16 protein-coding genes are annotated in these 19,738 nt (G+C 62.4%); 10 read left to right on the plus strand and 6 right to left on the minus strand.

Annotated features, from left to right (window positions below):
- Positions 1-17: 17 nt before the first annotated feature.
- A complete protein-coding gene (locus NCT04_RS32080) occupies positions 18-1,169 on the plus strand; it encodes a Gfo/Idh/MocA family protein (protein WP_250469863.1) in 1,152 nt (383 codons plus the stop codon).
- Here the strand turns inward: NCT04_RS32080 and NCT04_RS32085 are convergent.
- Positions 1,166-1,807, minus strand: a complete 642-nt coding sequence (locus tag NCT04_RS32085; protein ID WP_250469864.1) for a DUF429 domain-containing protein — start codon at positions 1,805-1,807, stop codon at positions 1,166-1,168. The two genes, NCT04_RS32080 and NCT04_RS32085, sit on opposite strands and share 4 nt — an antisense overlap.
- A 288-nt stretch (positions 1,808-2,095) precedes the next feature.
- On the opposite strand from NCT04_RS32085, the gene NCT04_RS32090 reads away from it, so the two are divergent.
- The 4 genes from NCT04_RS32090 to ilvD all read left to right on the plus strand — a co-directional run bounded on the left by NCT04_RS32090 (position 2,096) and on the right by ilvD (position 7,067).
- Positions 2,096-4,273 (plus strand): hybrid sensor histidine kinase/response regulator family protein, encoded by a 2,178-nt coding sequence (locus NCT04_RS32090; RefSeq protein WP_250469865.1) that lies wholly within the window; start codon positions 2,096-2,098, stop codon positions 4,271-4,273.
- A gap of 84 nt (positions 4,274-4,357) precedes the next feature.
- Positions 4,358-4,630, plus strand: coding sequence for an RNA chaperone Hfq (gene hfq, locus NCT04_RS32095; RefSeq protein ID WP_244831805.1), 273 nt, complete (start codon positions 4,358-4,360; stop codon positions 4,628-4,630).
- An 11-nt stretch (positions 4,631-4,641) separates the two neighbouring features.
- A complete protein-coding gene (locus tag NCT04_RS32100) occupies positions 4,642-5,055 on the plus strand; it encodes a hypothetical protein (protein ID WP_250469866.1) in 414 nt (137 codons plus the stop codon).
- 152 nt (positions 5,056-5,207) lie between these two features.
- A complete protein-coding gene (gene ilvD, locus NCT04_RS32105; RefSeq protein WP_250469867.1) occupies positions 5,208-7,067 on the plus strand; it encodes a dihydroxy-acid dehydratase in 1,860 nt (619 codons plus the stop codon).
- Between the two features lie 57 nt (positions 7,068-7,124).
- Here ilvD and NCT04_RS32110 read toward each other — a convergent pair whose 3' ends face one another.
- Both NCT04_RS32110 and NCT04_RS32115 read right to left on the minus strand, forming a co-directional pair.
- Positions 7,125-8,444: a chloride channel protein gene (locus tag NCT04_RS32110; protein WP_250469868.1), complete on the minus strand. Its 1,320-nt coding sequence runs from the start codon at positions 8,442-8,444 to the stop codon at positions 7,125-7,127.
- Between the two features lie 183 nt (positions 8,445-8,627).
- Complete coding sequence (locus tag NCT04_RS32115) at positions 8,628-9,224, minus strand: carboxymuconolactone decarboxylase family protein (protein WP_250469869.1); 597 nt, start codon at positions 9,222-9,224, stop codon at positions 8,628-8,630.
- A gap of 262 nt (positions 9,225-9,486) precedes the next feature.
- Between NCT04_RS32115 and NCT04_RS32120 the strand changes: the two genes are divergently transcribed.
- Genes NCT04_RS32120 through NCT04_RS32130 form a run of 3 tightly spaced genes read left to right on the plus strand, consistent with a single transcriptional unit; the run spans position 9,487 to position 12,980 of the window.
- Positions 9,487-11,109: an ABC transporter substrate-binding protein gene (locus NCT04_RS32120; protein ID WP_250469870.1), complete on the plus strand. Its 1,623-nt coding sequence runs from the start codon at positions 9,487-9,489 to the stop codon at positions 11,107-11,109.
- Complete coding sequence (locus tag NCT04_RS32125) at positions 11,102-12,106, plus strand: ABC transporter permease (RefSeq protein WP_250469871.1); 1,005 nt, start codon at positions 11,102-11,104, stop codon at positions 12,104-12,106. Before NCT04_RS32120 ends, NCT04_RS32125 begins: the two co-directional genes overlap by 8 nt.
- A gap of 10 nt (positions 12,107-12,116) precedes the next feature.
- A complete protein-coding gene (locus tag NCT04_RS32130) occupies positions 12,117-12,980 on the plus strand; it encodes an ABC transporter permease (RefSeq protein WP_250469872.1) in 864 nt (287 codons plus the stop codon).
- A 12-nt stretch (positions 12,981-12,992) separates the two neighbouring features.
- On the opposite strand, the gene NCT04_RS32135 is transcribed toward NCT04_RS32130, so the two are convergent.
- Positions 12,993-14,705, minus strand: coding sequence for an ABC transporter ATP-binding protein (locus NCT04_RS32135; RefSeq protein WP_250469889.1), 1,713 nt, complete (start codon positions 14,703-14,705; stop codon positions 12,993-12,995).
- 214 nt (positions 14,706-14,919) lie between these two features.
- Between NCT04_RS32135 and NCT04_RS32140 the strand changes: the two genes are divergently transcribed.
- Complete coding sequence (locus tag NCT04_RS32140) at positions 14,920-16,161, plus strand: MFS transporter (protein WP_250469873.1); 1,242 nt, start codon at positions 14,920-14,922, stop codon at positions 16,159-16,161.
- Between the two features lie 75 nt (positions 16,162-16,236).
- Here NCT04_RS32140 and NCT04_RS32145 read toward each other — a convergent pair whose 3' ends face one another.
- Complete coding sequence (locus tag NCT04_RS32145; protein ID WP_250469874.1) at positions 16,237-17,391, minus strand: alpha/beta hydrolase; 1,155 nt, start codon at positions 17,389-17,391, stop codon at positions 16,237-16,239.
- 253 nt (positions 17,392-17,644) lie between these two features.
- On the opposite strand from NCT04_RS32145, the gene NCT04_RS32150 reads away from it, so the two are divergent.
- Positions 17,645-18,577: a DMT family transporter gene (locus tag NCT04_RS32150; protein WP_250469875.1), complete on the plus strand. Its 933-nt coding sequence runs from the start codon at positions 17,645-17,647 to the stop codon at positions 18,575-18,577.
- Between the two features lie 32 nt (positions 18,578-18,609).
- Here NCT04_RS32150 and panS read toward each other — a convergent pair whose 3' ends face one another.
- Entirely contained in the window at positions 18,610-19,572 is a 963-nt protein-coding gene (gene panS, locus NCT04_RS32155) for a ketopantoate/pantoate/pantothenate transporter PanS (RefSeq protein WP_250469876.1), read from the minus strand.
- Positions 19,573-19,738: the final 166 nt, after the last annotated feature.

Raw genomic sequence — 19,738 nt, forward strand, 5'->3', positions numbered from 1 at the left:
TCCAACGGGACTCGACAATGACGATCGACATAATCGGACGGCGCATCCGTCTTGGACTCGTAGGCGGCGGACCGGGCTCGATAATCGGCGAGACGCATAGGATCGCGGCGCGGCTCGATGGTCAATACGAGATCGTCGCGTGCGCGCTGACTTCGGACGCCGTACGCTCGCGCGAGGCGGGCATCGCGCTTGGCATCGTTGCAGAACGCGCGTATGGCTCGTGGCAGGAGATGCTGCAAGCCGAAGCTCAACGTCCCGACCGGATGGACGTGGTCGCCGTCATGACGCCCAACGACTCGCACTACGACATCTGCATGCAGGCGCTGGATCGCGGGTTCCATATCATCTGCGACAAGCCGCTCGCGCACGGGCTCGCCGCCGCGCGGGACATTGCGCGCAAAGTCGCCGAGACACACGCCGAATTCTGCGTGACCTACTGCTATACCGGTTACCCGATGGTGCGACAAGCGCGCGACATGGTCGCGGCGGGCGAACTGGGCGAGATCAGGCAAGTGCATCTGCAATACATCCAGGGCTATTTCGCGGACCACGACTTGCCCTCGGGATGGCGCACCGAGGGCAAACGCGGTGGCGAGTCGCTCGTCCTCATGGATATCGGCACGCACGCGTTTCATCTTGGCGGCTTCGTCACGGGACTCGACGTCACGCAAATCTGCGCGGACCTCGGCTCGGCCATTCCCGGCCGCCAGGTGGACGACTATGTCGGCGCGTTGACGCACTACGGCAACGGCGCGCGTGGCTCGTTATACGTGACCAATGCGGCCGCGGGTTCCGAGCATGGCCTGAGCTTTCGAATTCATGGCGACGCGGGCGGCCTGGAATGGCATCAGGAAGAGCCGAACCGGTTGATCCATCGGCGCAAGGATGGCTTCGAACAGATCATCACGCGCAGACTCGGGCCCGCCACGAGCCAAGGCGCGCAGCAATCGACACGCATTGCGATAGGGCATCCCGAAGGTTACTTCGAGGCGTTTGCGAATCTGTACACCGAGTTCGCGAAGCGCGTCGCCAACCGATTGGCCGGGCGCGATGTCTCCGGCGAAGCGACGCTCTACCCGGGTGTCATCGACGGCGTGAAGGGCCTCGCTTTCGTCGCGGCGGCGGTGCAAAGCGCGAACGCCGGACGCTGGACGGATGTGGCCATCTAGAGCGTCTTATCCGGCACGACGATAAAGCCTCCGGCCTCGTCGCCGAAGGCGCGCGTGTTGCCTTCGACAAAGCGCTGCGCCGTGACCGCGCAGAGCGCTGCATCCACGAAGTCGATCGATTTCAGCCGCGTCGTTTCAAAGCCCAGGTCTTCGAGAAGGCGTCGGCGCTGCACGCGCTTCAGCTTCGCCGACGCGACTTCGCGCCCAAGGAGCGCACATGTCGTCGCGTGCGGAAACGTCTCGATGGCGACTGCCTTGCCCGAGTATCGATTCGTTTCGAGAATGGGATGAGTGTTCGCGAATGCATCGTACACACGCGCGCCGTTGATCATCCAGTCGAAGAACCCGCTCGGATTCGATTCTGCGCGTTGGAGCGTTGGCGTCGAGAAACAGGAGATGCGTTCGCGCGCCAGTTGCCGCTCGGCCGTGCGCCCAACGCCTTCCGCTCCCCAACGACAAGGGGCATCGATGGCGACGACAGCGACGCCGAAGCGCAGGCACTGCTCGTGTAATTCGAGCGGATGCGTGCTGGTCAAAACGCATTCGATGCCGCGGTCCCTCACGATGACCAGATGAAACCCCTTCTTCGTCCCGCCGACATCGATACCGGCCACGAATTTTTGATCGACAACGCTCAACTTGTTCCTCTACTCTTATCGGGAAGTACTGCCGCGTGCCCAAATGCGACCTGCTGGTGCCTGTTTGCGCGGTATGACGATTGCTACGGATTACGAATAAGCCTCGCCGCGAAATAAAGGCGAAGCTCAAGAGCCGACCTGAGAGACCGGCTCGGGATGTCAGATCAAAAGAGCGAAAGCCGCATTGAAATGCGAAGTTTTCGCCTATTCCGAGGACAGTGACATGCGTACCAATATCGGCCCGCCATCCGACATGGCTAATCGGGTGCGCTCGTCCGGAGGTCTTCAATGACCGGCGCCGCCACGTCCTCCAAAGACGCATCCGACGAAGTTTCGAGACATACCCCCGACTTCCAGACCGCGCGCCGGCGACTCATGGCCGCGCTCGTCACCTCCGTTACGGTTCCCCTGCTGTGCTCGGCATTGTACGGCTACGTTACGTACGATCGCGCCATTCACGAAAAGCAGATTGCGCTCGACCGTCTTGCGTGGATCGCCGAGTGCAAGCTCGTCAACCTTCTCGATCTGAATCGCGAACTTTTTGCACGTGTCGGAGAGGCAATCGGCTCGACCGACGAGGCCACGCTGCGCACCCAACAGGTGCAGTTGCACGACACGCTGAGTGCGCTCGTCACCAAGCTGCCGCACGTGGCGGCGCTTTCCGTGGTTGGACGAACCGGCCAGATACTCGCGACAAGTAAGCAGATGCCCGCGCCTGCCGTATCGATAGGCGACCGGGACGACTTTCTGGCCACGCGCGCCGCTCACGCACCGCTGTATGTGTCGATGCCGGTGCGCGGCCGGATGGCTGGCCTTGATATCGTGAACGAACTCGTCGCGCGGACCGCGAGCGACGGGCGCTTTATCGGCGCGGTGGTCGTTTCGCTCGACCGGAATTATCTGCTCGACTTCTATCGCCAGCTTCTCGTGGACAATCCTGGACTTACGCTCGGTCTGTATCGACAGGACGGCGGCATTCTCGTGCGTCTGCCGGCGCCGAAGCTCATGAATGCGCCGACGCATCATGTGCCGCTCGCCAACGCGTTCGCGCGCAAGGTGTCCATCGGCTCCCTGCGAGGCGACTCACCGCTCGATGGCGGCCAGAGCATGATGGCGTTTCGCGAGGCATCGAATTACCCGGTCTATGTTTCGGCGAGTTATGCGATGAGCGACGTGATACACGACTGGTGGCACGACGACATGCTGGTGGCCGGACTTGCGCTCGTGCCATGCGTCTGCCTGTGGTTTCTCGTCGTATTTTCGCTGCGCCGCCTCAAGGCGGAAGAAGCGGCTTGGCTCAACTGGCGCCGCGAACTGGCGATGCGCCAGCGCGCCGAAGACGCGACGCGGCATCTGCAACGCATGGGCGCGCTCGGTAATCTCGTGGCGAGCGTGGCACACGACTTCAACAACCTGCTGATGGTCGTCACGGCCAACATGGAGCTCGTGCGGCGCAAGAACTATATCGGCGTCAGGAACGAGGTGAACGCGGTCGAGCGCGCGTCCATCAATGCGCGAGTCTTGGCTCGCCGGCTGATGAGCGTCGCACGCAAGCAGCCGTTGCAACAGCGCGTGCTCAATCTGAACCGCTGGCTCGAACAGGCGGAGCCGCTGCTCCATTCGGCCATGAGCAGCAAGATCACGGTGCAAATCGATGCGCCGGACGCGCTCTGGATGGTCAAGGTCGATCCTGTCGAGCTCACGTCCGCGCTCGTCAATCTTGCCGTCAATGCGAAAGACGCGATGCGTGGCGGCGGCCATTTCATCGTCACCGCGCGCAATACCTCGTTCAGCAGCCGGCGCTACAGCGTTCCGCCCGGCGATTACGTGGTGATCGAAAGCCGCGACACCGGAACCGGCATGAGCGACGAAGTGGCGCACCAGGCTTTCGAGCCGCTCTTCACCACGAAGGCAGCGGGCGCGGGCACGGGCCTCGGACTCGCTCAGGTACTGGCCATGGCCGAGCAAGCCGGAGGCACGGCGCGACTGGAGACGACATGGGGAAAAGGCACGACCGTTTTCATCTACCTTCCACGCTGGACGGGCGCCGCGCCGCTCGAAGCAGACGAAGCGGAACCGGTCAGCGTGCCTTTGATCGACAATGAGACGTCCGTGCTGCTGGTCGAGGACAACGAGGAAGTGGCTGCGGGACTCGTCGCGGTGCTGGACGTGCTCGGCTGGCACGCGCGCCACGAGTCGGACGGAGACGCGGCCATGCGCGTATTAAAGGAGGGAAACCGATTCACTCTGGTACTGTCCGACATTCAGATGCCGGGCTGCGACGGAATTTGCCTGGCCGAATGGATAAGAAAACATTTGCCCCGGCAAGCGGTCGTGCTTATGACAGGTTACGCTGATCATCTCGCCGAGGCGCGTCGCCTGGGTGTAACCGTTCTGGCGAAACCGTTTAATACCGACGACCTCAGGGCGCTCCTTACCGGAGTACCGATGACTTACCCGGAATGAGCGCCGGCACATATGCTTTACTACACAGATACGCCCCTGTGATAACAATTTTTAGGCGAATAACGCAAGTCGAGGATGGCCGCTATGTCACAAGTCGAACATGAAATTCAATCCGCATTCCTGGATGCCCTGATAGCCGAACGAAAAACCGTCTGGGTTTTTCTCGTGAACGGTATAAAACTCACCGGCGTCATCGAGTCTTTCGATCAGTACGTCATTGCCGTGCAGTCGCCGGTAGGCTCGCAGGCCATCTACAAGAACGCGATCTCCACTGTGTGCGAGCCGCATACGCTGCCGCCGAGAAGGACGGACGAACGTACGCCGATGGCGCGCGTGCAGCGTCCGCGACGCGCGTAACGAACAACGCGTTGCGCACTTTATCCGTGAAGACCGGCTCCCTGTTTGTTGCACTGTGGTTGTGGGCCGGCGCGGTCCGGGCCGACGTGGCGTGCTATCCGGTCGGCACGGCAATCACGCTTTTCGGCACCGCCGTGCGTGAAGACGTGGAATCGAGCGATGGCTCCGTCAGGACCGCCTGGATGCTCGCAATGGACCCGCCCCTGTGCGTCGTGGACAGGCGGTTTTCGCAGGACGCGCTGGGACGGCTCATGGTCCCGCGCATACAGCTCATTGGCGTGCCGCCGCCTCCGGTGCGGGTCCCTATCGCCGTTACTGGCACGCTCTCCACGCGCAATGCGCCGCAGTATTTCATCGTGCCGAGCGCCATGTGGGTAACGCCACCCCGGCCACCCCAGCCGCTCCAGCCGCCCGTATCGCGATAAAACCGCCAAAGCCGCATCCAGCGGTCGTTTCAGGGCCTGTGGGATAATATTGGGATCGCCCGCGGCGAAGCTCAAAAGGTCGTTCGCACGGGCGCATGTCCGGCCGCTCATCCCCTGGCCCGCATTCTTCCCCGCGACTCCTCGAAATCACAATGCCCGCATACCGTTCCAAAACCTCCACCGCCGGCCGCAACATGGCGGGAGCGCGCTCGCTGTGGCGCGCCACCGGCATGAAAGACGAAGACTTTTCGAAGCCGATCATCGCCGTCGTCAATTCGTTCACGCAGTTCGTTCCCGGACATGTCCACCTGAAAGATCTCGGTCAGCTCGTCGCGCGCGAGATCGAGGCAGCGGGCGGCGTCGCCAAGGAATTCAACACCATTGCGGTCGATGACGGCATCGCCATGGGTCACGACGGCATGCTGTATTCGCTGCCGAGCCGCGAAATCATCGCGGATTCGGTCGAGTACATGGTCAACGCGCACTGCGCCGACGCCATGGTCTGCATTTCCAATTGCGACAAGATCACGCCGGGCATGTTGATGGCCGCCATGCGCCTCAACATTCCGGTTGTCTTCGTGTCCGGCGGACCGATGGAAGCCGGCAAGACGCATCTTGCCAATCCGAAGACCAAGGCAATCGAGTTCAAGAAGCTCGATCTGGTCGATGCCATGGTGATCGCCGCCGACGCCTCCTACTCCGACGCCGATGTCGCCGAGGTCGAACGCTCCGCGTGCCCGACGTGCGGTTCGTGCTCGGGCATGTTCACGGCCAACTCGATGAACTGCTTGACCGAAGCGCTCGGTCTGTCGCTGCCGGGCAACGGCACGGTGGTCGCCACGCACGCGGATCGCGAGCAGCTTTTCAAGCGCGCGGGGCGCCGTATCGTCGGTCTGGCGCGGCAGTATTACGAGCACGAGGAAGACCGCGTGCTGCCACGCTCGGTCGGCTTCAAGGCGTTCGAAAACGCGATGACGCTCGACATCGCCATGGGCGGCTCGACCAACACGATCCTGCACTTGCTGGCCATTGCGCGCGAGGCGGAAATCGACTTCACCATGACGGACATCGACCGCCTTTCGCGCGTCGTGCCGCAACTGTGCAAGGTCGCGCCGAACACGAACAAGTATCACATCGAGGACGTGCATCGCGCGGGCGGCATCATGGCTATCCTCGGCGAACTGGATCGCGCGGGCAAGCTGCATACCGACGTGCCGACGGTCCACGCGCACACGCTCAAGGACGCGCTCGACGAGTGGGACATCAAGCGCAATCCCGACGATGCCGTGAAAACCTTCTACATGGCCGGTCCCGCAGGCGTGCCGACGCAAGTGGCGTTCAGCCAGAACACGCGTTGGCCGAGTCTCGATACGGATCGCGCCGAAGGCTGCATCCGCTCGTATGAACACGCGTTCTCGCGCGAAGGCGGACTGGCGGTGCTCACGGGCAATATCGCGCTGGACGGCTGCGTGGTGAAAACGGCTGGCGTGGACGAGAGCATTCTGGTGTTCGAAGGCACGGCTCATGTCACCGAATCGCAGGACGAGGCGGTCGAAAACATTCTGAACGACAAGGTCAAGGCGGGCGACGTGGTGATCGTGCGCTACGAAGGTCCGAAGGGCGGACCCGGCATGCAGGAGATGCTTTATCCGACGAGCTACATCAAGTCCAAGGGTCTCGGCAAGTCGTGCGCGCTTCTCACGGACGGGCGTTTTTCGGGCGGCACGTCGGGGCTGTCCATCGGTCATTGCTCGCCCGAAGCGGCGGCGGGCGGCGCTATCGGCCTCGTGCGCAATGGCGACAAGATTCGCATCGACATTCCGAATCGCACTATCGACGTGCTGCTGTCGGATGACGAGCTCGCGCGCCGCCGCGAAGAGCAGAACGCCCGAGGCTGGAAGCCGGCCGCGCCGCGTCCGCGCAAGGTATCGACCGCGCTCAAGGCTTACGCCAAGCTCGTGATGTCGGCGGATAAGGGCGCGGTGCGGGACGCTTCGCTGCTGGACGATTGAGGTCGTCGCGGGCTTCGGCGGCCGCGTGCGGTGCTGCCGCGCGAAGCCCGCGATGTATCAAGGCGTGATCCCGTCGACGCCATTGGCCGGTTGCTCCGGCCGTGCGACCGCGCGGGCCGCGTAGGATTCGACCGCCCGGTACGCCACCGTCGAACCCGCAATGCCGAGCGCAGCCGGAATCAAAAAGTCCTGGCTGAAACGCGTGAATTCGATCATCAGCACGATGGCCGTCAACGGCATCTGCATCGATGCCCCCAGGAACGCCGCCGCCCCCACCACAGCGAACGCGCCAAGCGACGTTCCCGGCCAGAGCACATTCCACACGCTACCGAGAATCACGGCCAGCAGCGCGCCATTCGTGAGCCCCGGCGTGAGCAGACCGCCCTCCGCGCCCGCGCGCAACGTACTCACTTCGACCATCACCTTGAGCACGAGCAGCACGGCGGCGAGCCCGAGCGTCATCTGATTGTCGAACGACAGGCCCGCCGGCCCCTTGCCGTTGCCGACGAGTTGCGGGAAATACATGGCGAGCGCGCCGATCATCGCGAAGTTGATGAGTGCGAGCACCGGCAATGCATTGCCGCGCGGTGCGGCATTGCGCGCCGCCGATGTCAGCCGCACGAACACCCAGGCAGCGACGCCGAAAAGCGGCCCCGTGACCACGGCCCACACGACGATCTGCGCATTGAAGGCGAGCGCGGGCAACCGATACTGATGTTCATCGCCGAGACAGACCCACGCCACCAGCGCGCCGATTGCCGAAGTCGCGAACGCCGCCGCGACGATGGACCATTCGAAGGTGCCGAGCAGCACTTCGAGCACGAACACCGCGCCGCCGAGCGGCACGTTATAGACCGCCGCGAGCCCCGCACCCGCGCCGCACGCCACCATGATGCGCGACTGCGCGGGCGTGAGTCCCGCGTAATGCGCGAGCCATCCCGCCCACAGCGAACCGATCTCGCGCGGCGCGACTTCACGGCCGAGCGGCGAACCCATGGCTACCGTGACGATCTGCAACACCGTATGCGCGAGCGTGCTGATCACCGGCATACGCGGATCGTCCGATTTGACGGCCTTGCGGATACTCACGAGCGGCTTGCCGAAGCGATACACGCACCACCAGCCGATTCCCGCAACGAGACCGCACACCGTAAGCACGACGAGCCGGCGCTCGGGTGGCGCGGCCGTCACGCCTTCGAGAAAGCTCTCCCGGCTGATGACCGCATCGAGGCTATAGCCGAACGCGATGTGCTGGATGGCGTGCAGCAACAACGCGAGCAACATGCCGCCGATGCCCGCGCCCACACCCACGAGCACGGTCACGACGATAAACCTGCTGGCCGAAGCCAAGCCGTTGCCAGGCGAAGTCGGTGTCATCTCGGTCACGTTGAGCGCAAAAACCATAGAGTATCGCGCCTGACTTGCAGGCTCTCCGAACCAAGCGCGTTGTTTTTCTATTCGCACGGCTTTGCGCGATTCACTGACTTGTTGGCGAGAGACCGTTAGTAGCTATTTTGGGATGAAGAAAAGCCGGGCCACGATGAATGGACCCGGCTTGCATCACTTCGCTTCGAACAATCTCGCGATAGGCAAGGTATGCGCGTAGACCGCGCCCGCACGCAGAATGATCGCGACCGCGTAGGCTTCTTCGAGCGCCTCGGATGTGACGCCTGCTTCGATGGCAAGCGCGTGCAGCGACCGCCGCAACGGCTCGTGATTTTGCGTTTGCGCGACAGCGGCGGCGGTCACGAGGCGCAATTCACGCGGCAAGGTATCGTCGCGAAAGACGGTGCTTGCGAACGTATCGCGGCCCGCGCCGATAGCCGTGCCGTTGATCACCGACTCGCGTTGTTCGAACGTGAAGGCGGCATCGATCTTTACTTCCCCGCGCCCGAAAGTCTCTAGCGCCGCAGCGATATACGAAGCGGCAAGCAACTCATCGAGCGACGCACCCAGGCGCTTCGCGATCTCCGCGTGATGCTCGATACAGTACTCGCAGCGCGTCACCTGCCCCACCGCCACAGCGACCAAATGTTTGTCGCGGCTCGACAGACGACCGTCGCTCCAATGCGCCTGCGAGAGGCGGCGAAACGCCCCGGCATGCGCGTTACGTGATTCGAGCGCGGCGAGCGCGCGGACATCGGCTTGATGAGTCATGTGCGATCCGTTCGATATGAAAGCCAGGCGAGACACGAAACGTACACCATTCTTCGTGGCCACGCAGCGCTCATCCACCGCACCGATGCGAAGCATGCCACGTCATATGCACAGCACTTTTTATTGGTTCCTCACGTGGCGAGTCGTTGCTATCGTTCGCGATCCCGCAAGGTGCTCGCCCTGTCTTGCAGCGGCCATCTACCGCAACATCGAATCAACACTACGCAAATATCGCGCAACATCACAACAAGAGGAATCGCACGTGTCGACCAGCACAACACTCAGGCTCTGGCAGCGTTGGGCGCGCCCGCTCGCATTCGTGGCGCTCATCGCGGGATCGAGCCTGGCTCACGCAGAGACGCCCAAACGCGGCGGCACGCTCACCGTCATCTCGCAGCCCGAGCCTGTCATTCTGACGGCAGCACTGAGCACGTCGTCGCCGACGGGAACCTTCAGCACCAATGTCTTCGACGGCCTCATCGAATACGACAACGACTTTCATCTCAAGCCGGGACTCGCGGTCAAGTGGGCGCTTTCGACCGACGGCAAGACGCTCACGTTGAATCTGCGTCAGGGCGTGAAGTGGCACGACGGCAAACCCTTCACTTCCGCCGACGTGAAGTGGACGCTCGAAAACGTGTGGAAGAAATATCATCCGCGCAATCAGGCTCTGTTCGCCAACGCGGACCGCGTGGATACGCCGGACGATTACACCGTCATCATCCATTTTTCGAAGCCATCGCTTGCCGTGCTGAGTTCGCTCAACAGCAACGGCGCGCAAGTGTTGCCGAAGCATCTTTATGAAGGCACGGACGTCCTCAACAATCCGTACAACAACAAGCCAGTGGGCACCGGTCCGTTCATTTTCCGCAAATGGGTGAAGGGCGACTACATTTTGCTCGAACGCAATCCGGACTACTGGGACAAGGGCAAGCCGTATCTCGACAAGGTGATCTATCGTGTGATTCCCGATGGCGGCGCACGCACCGCCGCGCTCGAAAAGGGCGAAGTGCAATACGCGCCGCTGAGCCCGGTACCCGCTCGCGACGCCCAACGTCTCGCGAAACTGCCGAACCTCAAGGTGGAAACGAAGGGTTATGAATGGCTCTCGCCGTGGCTCTTTCTCGACATCAACAACGATCGTCCTCAGTTGAAGGATGCGCGCGTGCGGCAGGCGCTTTATCTGGCCATCGATCGCAATGCATATAACCGCGTGGTGTGGTCAGGCTTCGGCAAACCAGCGGTGAGCCCTGTCGTATCGACGCTCAAGGAGTTCTTCGAGCCCGACGTGCCGCAGTATCCCTACGACATTGCGAAGGCCAACGCGCTGCTCGATACGGCCGGTTACAAGGCAGGCCCCAACGGTACACGCTTCAAGCTGACTATCGATTATCTGCCGTACGGTGACGAGTTTCTTCGCAGCGCGGAGTTCATCAAGCAAGCGTTCAAGAAAATCGGTATCGACGCGGATATCCGCAATCAGGACACGCCGACCTACACGCGCCGCATTTACGGCGACCGCGATTTCGACGTGACGATCCAGTGGTACGCAGGCTTCTCGGACCCGCAAGTGGGCGTGACGCGCGAATATCAGTCGGACAGTATCGGCAAGAACATTCCCTTCACGAATGGTTCGGGCTATCGCAACGCCAAGGTAGACCAACTGATTCGCGATGCGCAAGCCTCCGGCGATCAAGCCGAACGCGTAACGCTTTTCAAAGCGTTCCAGCGTCAGGTGCAGACCGATCTGCCGTCGCTGCCGCTGCTCGAACTGCACTTCTTCACGGTGCAATCGGCCGACCTCAACGATACGGTAAGCGGCGTCGATCAGGTCTATGGCTCGTTCAAGAACGTGTGGTACACCGACCCTTCGAAGCATGAGTGAGCTCATCGCGACCGATACGAAGCGCACCGCGCGATGGCTCTCCATCGCGTTGCATCGGCTCGGGCAACTCGTGGGCGTCGTGCTCGGCATTGCGGTCGTCAACTTCTTCCTGCTTCGGCTCGCCCCCGGCGATGCCGTGCAGGTCATCGCGGGCGAATCCGGCGGCGCGTCGGCGCAATACGTCGCCGCGTTGCGTCAGCAGTTCGGGCTCGATCAACCGCTCTGGGTGCAGTTTGCAAAGTACCTCGGACATCTCGCGCGCTTCGATCTCGGCTACTCGTTCCGCGAAGGCATGCCCGTCGCGCAGCTCATCTGGAACCGCGTGCCCGCCACGCTTTTGCTGATGGGCAGCGCAGTGCTGATCGCGGCCATCGTCGGACTGCTGCTCGGCGCGCTCGCTGCATGGTACGCGGGACGTTTCGTCGATGTCGTCATCTCCACGCTCTCGCTGCTTTGTTTCGCCACGCCGCTTTTCTGGACCGGGCTCATGCTGGTGGTCGTGTTTTCGGTGTGGCTCGACTGGCTGCCGGTCGGGGGCATGCAGACCATTTCCTCCGGGCTCACAGGCTGGGCGCATGTGCTGGATGTCGCACATCATCTTATTCTTCCCGCTGTCACGCTCGCGCTTTTCTACGTCGCCACGTATGCGCGTTTGATTCGCGCGACCGTCATCGAAGTACGTCGCGAAGATTATGTGCGCACCGCTATTGCGCGCGGCGTGCGGCCGTTGCGGCTCTTTCGCGTGCACGTGCTGCGCAATGCGCTCATTCCGTTCGTGACGATGCTCGGCATGCAGATCGGCTCGGTGATCGGCGGTGCAGTGGTAGTCGAAACGGTGTTCTCGTGGCCGGGGCTCGGGCGGCTCGCTTTCGATGCGCTCGTGCGGCGCGATCTCAACGTGCTGCTCGGCGTGCTGCTGTGCAGCTCGATTCTCGTCGTCCTCGTCAACTGGGCCACCGACGCCATCAACCGCTGGCTCGACCCGCGCATCTCCTGAGAACCGCACCATGTCCCAACTCTCCGCGCTGCAAAAGCCTCGCCGCTGGCATGCCGCTCTGCGCTTTCTGCGCGCGCCTTCCGCGTTGATCGGCGGCGTGCTGCTCGCGGCGATCATCGCGGTCGCGCTCTGTGCGCAGTGGCTGCGTCCCGGAGATCCACTAGAACTCGTCGCCGAACCATTTTTGCGTCCGGGTCAAGATGCGGCGTTTCCGCTCGGCACCGACATGCTGGGCCGCGATATCCTCTCGGGATTGTTGTATGGCGCACGCGCCTCGCTCGTGATCGCCGCGGCTTCGACGTTCATCAGCGTCGTCATCGGCGTGGTGGCGGGCCTTTTCGCCGGATACTTCGGCGGCTGGCTCGATCGTGAAATCAATCGCGTCACCGTGTTCTTTCAGACGGTGCCGCCGTTTCTGTTCGCGCTCGCCATCGTCGCCATCGTGCAGCCTTCGGTGATGACGATTGCGCTCGCTATCGGCGTGACTTCGTGGCCGAACCTCGCGCGGCTGGTGCGCGCGGAAACGCAAAAGCTGCGGCACGGCGAGATGGTGCAGGCAAGCATCGCGCTTGGGGCGAGCGACTTGCGCATCATCGTGTCGGATGTCTTGCCCAATACGATGACGCCCGTGCTCGTGTCATCGACATTGCTGGTTGCCACCGCCATTCTCACGGAGTCCGCGCTGGCGTTTCTCGGGCTTGGCGACCCAAACGTGGCGAGCTGGGGCAACATGGTCGGCGCGGGCCGCGAAGTGCTGCGCACGGACTGGTATATCGCGACCTTGCCGGGTCTTGCTATCGTCGTTACGGTGCTTGCGCTCAATCTGCTCGGCGATGGTCTTGCTTCCTTGTTCGGCTTGCATGCGGAGCGTTGAGCGCTCAACTGCTTATGCGGCGATGGAATCGCTGCCCGCACGCTGCCGCTGCCCCGCCACCGATGCAATGAGCGTGCGCGTGTAAGCGTGCTTGGGCGCGTCCCAGATCTCGTCGTGCCCGCCGCTTTCGACGATGCGTCCATCTTTCATCACCAGCACGCGATCCGCCATGTAGCGAACGACAGCGAGATCGTGCGAGATGAAGAGCATCGACAGACCGAATTCATCCTTCAGATCGCTGAGCAAATTCAGTATCTGCGCCTGAATAGAGACATCGAGCGCGGATACCGGCTCGTCGCAGATCAGAAGCGCCGGTTCGAGTATCAACGCCCGCGCAATGCCAATGCGTTGCCGCTGCCCGCCCGAAAACTCGTGCGCATAACGACGCGCCGCGCCCGAAGGCAAACCGACTGCATCGAGCATCTTCACGATCCTTGCGTCGCGATCGCGGGTAGGAACGGTGCCCTGAACATCGAGCGCGAAATGCAGAATCTGCCCTACCGTCTTGCGCGGATTCAACGATGCATAAGGGTCCTGAAACACCATCTGCATCTTGTGCCGATGCGGCGCCAGCTCACGCCGCGTCAGCCGCGCGATATCGACGCCATCGAGCACGATGCGTCCGGCATCCGGCGTCAAAAGCCGCATGATGGTGCGCGAGAGCGTGGACTTGCCGCAACCCGATTCGCCTACCAGACCCACCGTCTCGCCACGCGCGATATCGAAGGAAATATCGTGCAGCACATGACGCGTGCCACGCGCTGTCGCGTAAGCCGTGTCGACCTTGTCGAGCGAGAGCAGCGGTCTTGCATCGTGGTCGATGGGCCGTGTCGAATGCGCCGCGCGCGTCGGTACATGTAGCGTGAAATCCGTCGTGCCCGTGGCCGAAGCGAGCGCGCGAATCTCCGGCAAGCGCGCCTCGCGATAATGCTTGTCGGCCGAGAGATGCAGCGCCGCCCCGCGCAGTCCACGTGAATAGGCATGACGCGGATGATCGAGCACGTCGCGCGCCGAACCCTGTTCGAGCGCCTCGCCGCCATGCATCACGACTACGCGATCCGCCCAGTCGGACACGATGCCCAGATCGTGCGTGATGAGCAGCAATGCCATCGAAAGATCGCGCCGCAAGTTATCGAGCAGACGCAGGATGCCGGCCTGCACGGTGACATCGAGCGCGGTGGTGGGTTCATCGGCGATAAGAAGCGCGGGCTCGCAAGCGATGGCTGCGGCGATCATCGCGCGCTGGCGTTGTCCGCCGGAAAGATGATGCGGATAGTCGTCCGCCCGACGCGCGGGTTCGGGAATGCGCACAAGATCGAGCAGTTCGACGGCACGCTTGCGCGCAGCGGCACGCGACATCGATGTATGAAGAATCAGCGCCTCGGCGACTTGTGCACCAATAGTCAGCACGGGATTGAGCGAAGTCATCGGCTCCTGAAAGATCATCGACATGCGGCGGCCACGCAGGTCCGCGAGCTTGCGTTCCGGCGCCGATAAAAGATCGATGCCATCGAAGAGCGCCGCGCCGCCGGTCTTCGCATGCTTCGGCAGAAGGCGCATGAGCGACATCGCCGTAGTAGACTTGCCGCAGCCCGATTCGCCGACGAGCGCCACCGCCTGCCCCGCCGCGATGTCGAACGACAGCTTGCGCACCGCGCGATGCGCGCCGTAGTCGACATCGAGGTGACGCACTTGAAGAAGCGGAGAAGTGGAGTTGCTGGGCATGAGACGCGGATAAAAGCCAAAGCCTCGAAAGTAGCGCAGCGCCGCCAAAAATAGAACCAAGCACTTCTGCTAAGAACATGCATGGCATTGCTAACCCGGCCCCATAAGCCGCGGTTGGGTCACTTGTGCAGAAGATGAAAGGCAGTGTTATGTTGCCGGCAAAGATGCTCGAAGATAAGCCCGCACTCACTCCTTACCCGGATCGAAAAACGCCATGCTGATGGAAGACTCGACGCTCGAACGCGCCACGCCCCTGACCGACGACAAAAACTCGTCGCTGCGTCAGTGGCTCGCGGTCGCCGCCGTGACGATTGGCGCGTTCGCGTTCGTCACCACCGAATTTCTACCCGTTGGATTGCTTCCTCACGTCGCGCACGACTTGAACATTCTGCCCGGCGTGGCGGGATTGATGGTGACCATTCCCGGCATCGTCGCGGCCATTTCCGCACCCGCTTTGATGCTCGGCGCGGGACGCATGGACCGGCGGCATGTGTTCCTGTTGCTCACCGCGTTGCTCTTGTGCTCGAACCTGCTGTCGGCGTTCGCACCGAATCTCGTTGTCATGCTGCTTGGCCGCGCGCTTCTGGGCGCCGCGCTCGGCGGTTTCTGGACGCTCGCGACATCGGCGGCGGGAAGGCTCGTCGAGGCGAAAGACAGTGCACGCGCAATGGCCGCCATTCTCACCGGTGTGACGTGCGCGACGGTCATTGGCGTGCCGCTCGGTACGTTCATCGCGAGCGTGGCGTCTTGGCGCGTGTCGTTTCTGGCGACGGGAGGGCTCGTTGCCGTCGCGCTCGTCGCGCAGTGGTTGCTCGTGCCTTCGTTGCCATCGGCTGCGGCTTTGCGCTTCGGCGATCTCACGGCGCTTCTCAAGCACTCGCATCCGCGCAGAAGTCTTTTGATGGTGGCGCTCGTCTTCGGCGCGCACTTTTCTTCCTACACGTACGTAACGCCCTTCTTGCTCGGCGATGCACACCTCGACATGGCGACGGTCACGTGGCTTCTGCTCGGCTTTGGCATCATCGGGTTCTTCTCGAATTTCGCGGCGTCGTCCGCCGTGCAGCGCAATCTCAAGGGCACGCTTCTCACGATGGTGTCGCTCCTTATGTTCGCGCTGCTGCTGATGCCGATCCTGCGGCATTCGTCGCTCGCGGTCAGCGCGGTTGTGCTGGCGTGGGGTATTGCATTCGGCGCGCTGCCGCTGTGCTTCAGCATGTGGATTCAGCGCGCGACGCCCGAGCATCCGGAGGCGGGATCGGCGCTTTTCGTGAGCATCATCCAAGTGGCGATTGCGATGGGCTCGTTCGTCGGCGGCGCGGTCGTCGATCGCGCGAGCATTCCGACGGACTTCATGGTGGGCGGTGCGCTGGCGTTGCTGGGACTTGCGACGCTTGCGGGCATCGGCGCGGAGGCACGGCCTGTTGCCGCGGCTTGCAACGTGCCGTGCGAGGAATGACATTCAACCCATGAGCCACGAGGCGCACGCGGGAAACATCGAAGCCGTCCCGCGTGCAAATCACATTACCCGCGCTTACTGACCTGTGCCAAAAGCCTGCTGCAAGCGCGTCCCCGCATACTGCTGCGCATCTTTCGCCTTCTGCACCACAGCCGCCGTGCCGAAGAACTCGTGCGTCACGCCGTCATAGACGCGACGATCGACCGGCCCGTTCACCGCTGCAATCGCCTTCTGCAACTGCGCGCCATCGTCACGCAAAGGATCGATACGCGCGTTGATGATCGTGACCGGCGGCAAGCCCGCGAGATTGGCGTGAACCAGGTCGAGACGCGTGTCCTGCTTGTCGGCCGGCGTGCGCAAGAGCTTGTCGAGGAACCACGCGATCATCGGCTTGTTGAGCGGCTTGGCCACTGCGTTCTCGATATACGACTCCGTGTTCATGCTGCCCGTTTGCGCCACCGGATACACGGCGATCACGGCAAGCGGCTTCGGCGCATTCGCATCGCGTGCGGCGATGGCCGTCGCGACCGCGAGATTGCCACCCGCGCTTTCCCCCGCGAGCGCAAGCCTCTTCGGGTCGCCGCCAAGCGAAGCGGCGTGGCTTGCCACCCACTTGTACGACGCGAAGGCGTCATCCCACGCGGCGGGAAAGCGCGCCTCGGGCGCACGCCGGTAATCGACCGATACGACGATTGCATTGGCCGCCTTCGCAAGTCCGCGCGCGCCGCCGTCATAGACCTTGCGATCCGCGATTACCCAGCCGCCCCCATGAAAATACGTCACGACGGGAAACGGGCCATTGCCTGCGGGCTTGTACACCGTCGCGGGCAAGCTGCCGGCCGCGCCCTGCACGGTAATGTCGCGGCTCGTGACGCCCGGCACCAACGCTTGCGGCGAAGTGCTGCGACCCTGCGTCTTCAACACGGAGTTGACGGCATCGGCGATAGTAGGTTGAGCGCGCGCCGTCGGCACATCGACCTTCTCGATGGCCTTCGGATCGAGTGCCGCATAAGCGTCGAGCACGGTCTTCATGTCGTCATCCGCGCGCACGGCCGCGGTTGCATTGGCGACCGCGTTCGCCACGGGTGACGGCTTGTCCGGTGCGCTGTTGCATGCTGCAAGAGAGAACGACAAGCAAGCAGCCACACCGAATGCGGCACGACGCATGAGTTTCGGGGCGGGCGTTCGAAGGGCGGGTCGGACGTTATGATCGAGGTCGAGGTCACGCATAGGTGGGCTCCGTAGGCAGTCCGCGCGTGGCTTCGCGAGAATGTCTTCGCAAATGTGCAAGACGCGGTTAATGCTATTTTTTTGAGAGGAAGTACTCGTCATGCGAAGGCTTTCAACAGTGCCTTAGCTCGTAAGCAAGAGCAGACATTGTTCCCGGCAAAGCCATACGTGGAAGGCTTTAAACCGTCCACGTCTTGTCGAACGCGCGTTTGCTCCGGTCGCAAGACGATCAAAACCTAAAGGGAAGCGAGACATGGCACAGGGGCCGAACGCGCATAGCGTCACGCAGGAAGCAGCGCAAGATGGCGGACGCTGGCTTGCCATCGGCGGTCCGATTGTCTTTTTGCTTTTGTGGTCCGCGGGCTTTCCCGTCGCCAAGACCGGCCTGCACTACGCCTCGCCGCTCACGTTTCTCTCGATACGCTTTGCGCTCAGCATCGCGGTGCTCATAGGCGTATGCGTGTTCAGACGGCCGCTATGGCCAAGCGACATGCGAAGCTGGCGTTACCTGGTCGTCATGGGCCTGCTCGTGCAGGTGATGTACTTCGGCCTCAGCTATCTGTCGATGACAGCGGGCATTGCAACGTCATGGCTTGCGCTGATCGTTTCGTTGCAGCCGATACTCGTGAGCGTGCTTGCGCCATCGCTGACCGGTGAGCGTATCGGCGTGCGGCAATGGCTGGGCTTGATACTTGCGCTTGGCGGCTCGGCCGGCGTGATCCTGTCGCGCGGCACGCTGCACGCATCGGCACTCGGGCCGGTATTGCTCGCGGTGGGCGCGCTAATCGGCATCACGGCCGCGATGTTGTACGAGAAACGCGCGGGCACCGCGCAGGACCCGCTCACGTCGAACCTCGTTCAATATTCAGTGGGCTTCGCGTGCTGTGCGCCGATGGCATTCTTCTTCGAGCGCACGGAAGTGCAGTGGAACCCGACGCTCGCCGTCACGCTCGCTTATCTCGTGATCGGCAACTCGCTGATCGCGATCACGCTGCTGCTCGCATTGACACGCGCCGGAAAGGTGTCGCAAGTAGCGGCGCTGTTCTTCTTCGTGCCGCCCGGCGCGGCAATCATGTCCTACTTCATTCTCGGCGAAGTGTTGCCGACAATGGCCTGGTGGGCGATGGGCGTCGCCGTTCTCGGTGTGGCCATCGCGACGTGGAAAGGTCGGGGCGCCAAAAACTAGCGCGCCTCGAAGCGCACCACGCAACGTGCAAGTCAGTTTCGTTTTGCAGCGACGACCGCGGCCGTATCCGTATCGCGTGTCGAACCCTTCGCCGGACGGCCAGCCCAATAACCCGCGAGCATCGAGCCCGAGAGGTTGTGCCACACGGAGAACAGGGCGCCGGGCAAGGCCGCTATCGGCGTGAAATAAAGCTTGCCGAGCGTAGCCGCGAGCCCCGAATTCTGCATGCCCACTTCGATAGCGAGCGTGCGGCACACGGCCTCGTCGAAGCCGAGCAAGCGGCCGCCCCAATAGCCGCTCAAGAGTCCGATGCCGTTATGCATCACCACGCCGAACGCGACCACGAGCCCGACCGACGCAATACTCTTCTGCGTCCCGCCGACCACGGCGGCAATGATGAGCAGAATAGATACCATCGACACGAGCGGCAGCAGCCATTCGATCTTGCGCACGAACTTCTCGAACAGATGATTCACGATAAGTCCGACCACGATAGGCAGCGCGACGATCTGCAGGATGCTCATCAACATGCCGTGGACATCGACCGAGATCGACGCATCGACATAAAGGCGCGTGAGCAGCGGCGTCGCGAACACGCCGACGAGTGTCGAGAGCGCGCTGATGGTCACCGACAAGGCGACGTCGCCGCGCGCCAGATAAATCATGACGTTGGACGCCGTGCCGCTCGCCACGCTGCCAACCAGCACCATGCCCGCCGTCAGATCGGGCGGCATGTGCAACGCCTTTGCAATAACCCACGCGGCAAGCGGCATGACGAGGTAATGCAGCACGATGCCCGCGATTACCGGCGCGGGGCGCGTGAAGACGCGCCGGAAGTCGTCGACGGAGAGCGTTACGCCCATCGACAGCATGATGATGGTCAGGAGCGTGGTGACATGCGGCGCAATGCCCGTGACGGACGAAGGCGAATAGTAGGCGGCAACGGAGACCAGAACGGCCCAGAGCGGAAACAGGCGGGTGATGCGGGCAAGCATGAAGGGCGGTCCTTGAATGTCGTGGCGTGTCGTGGTCTGTCGATGCGGGCGAAAAACGTCGAATTTTAACCGGCACGGGCTAAGGTCTTCTGAAAATGCTTAATTGGGCCAGACTTTTTCGAAAAACAGGTTTTAGGCTGTTTTTACTATTTACAGTCTAAAACTT

Origin of the sequence: Caballeronia sp. GAFFF2, from assembly GCF_023631485.1 — a bacterium.
Classification (GTDB): Bacteria; Pseudomonadota; Gammaproteobacteria; order Burkholderiales; family Burkholderiaceae; genus Caballeronia.

What these genes read in the sequence shown, in the direction of transcription:
- NCT04_RS32115 (WP_250469869.1), bottom strand. Translation starts at nt 9,224, where the DNA reads ATGACTCATCAAGCCGATGTCCGCGCGCTCGCCGCGCTCGAATCACGT.
- NCT04_RS32080 (WP_250469863.1), top strand. Translation starts at nt 18, where the DNA reads ATGACGATCGACATAATCGGACGGCGCATCCGTCTTGGACTCGTAGGC.
- NCT04_RS32125 (WP_250469871.1), top strand. Translation starts at nt 11,102, where the DNA reads ATGAGTGAGCTCATCGCGACCGATACGAAGCGCACCGCGCGATGGCTC.
- NCT04_RS32145 (WP_250469874.1), bottom strand. Translation starts at nt 17,391, where the DNA reads ATGCGTGACCTCGACCTCGATCATAACGTCCGACCCGCCCTTCGAACG.
- ilvD (WP_250469867.1), top strand. Translation starts at nt 5,208, where the DNA reads ATGCCCGCATACCGTTCCAAAACCTCCACCGCCGGCCGCAACATGGCG.
- NCT04_RS32090 (WP_250469865.1), top strand. Translation starts at nt 2,096, where the DNA reads ATGACCGGCGCCGCCACGTCCTCCAAAGACGCATCCGACGAAGTTTCG.
- NCT04_RS32140 (WP_250469873.1), top strand. Translation starts at nt 14,920, where the DNA reads ATGCTGATGGAAGACTCGACGCTCGAACGCGCCACGCCCCTGACCGAC.
- panS (WP_250469876.1), bottom strand. Translation starts at nt 19,572, where the DNA reads ATGCTTGCCCGCATCACCCGCCTGTTTCCGCTCTGGGCCGTTCTGGTC.
- NCT04_RS32135 (WP_250469889.1), bottom strand. Translation starts at nt 14,705, where the DNA reads ATGCCCAGCAACTCCACTTCTCCGCTTCTTCAAGTGCGTCACCTCGAT.
- NCT04_RS32110 (WP_250469868.1), bottom strand. Translation starts at nt 8,444, where the DNA reads ATGACACCGACTTCGCCTGGCAACGGCTTGGCTTCGGCCAGCAGGTTT.
- NCT04_RS32130 (WP_250469872.1), top strand. Translation starts at nt 12,117, where the DNA reads ATGTCCCAACTCTCCGCGCTGCAAAAGCCTCGCCGCTGGCATGCCGCT.
- hfq (WP_244831805.1), top strand. Translation starts at nt 4,358, where the DNA reads ATGTCACAAGTCGAACATGAAATTCAATCCGCATTCCTGGATGCCCTG.
- NCT04_RS32150 (WP_250469875.1), top strand. Translation starts at nt 17,645, where the DNA reads ATGGCACAGGGGCCGAACGCGCATAGCGTCACGCAGGAAGCAGCGCAA.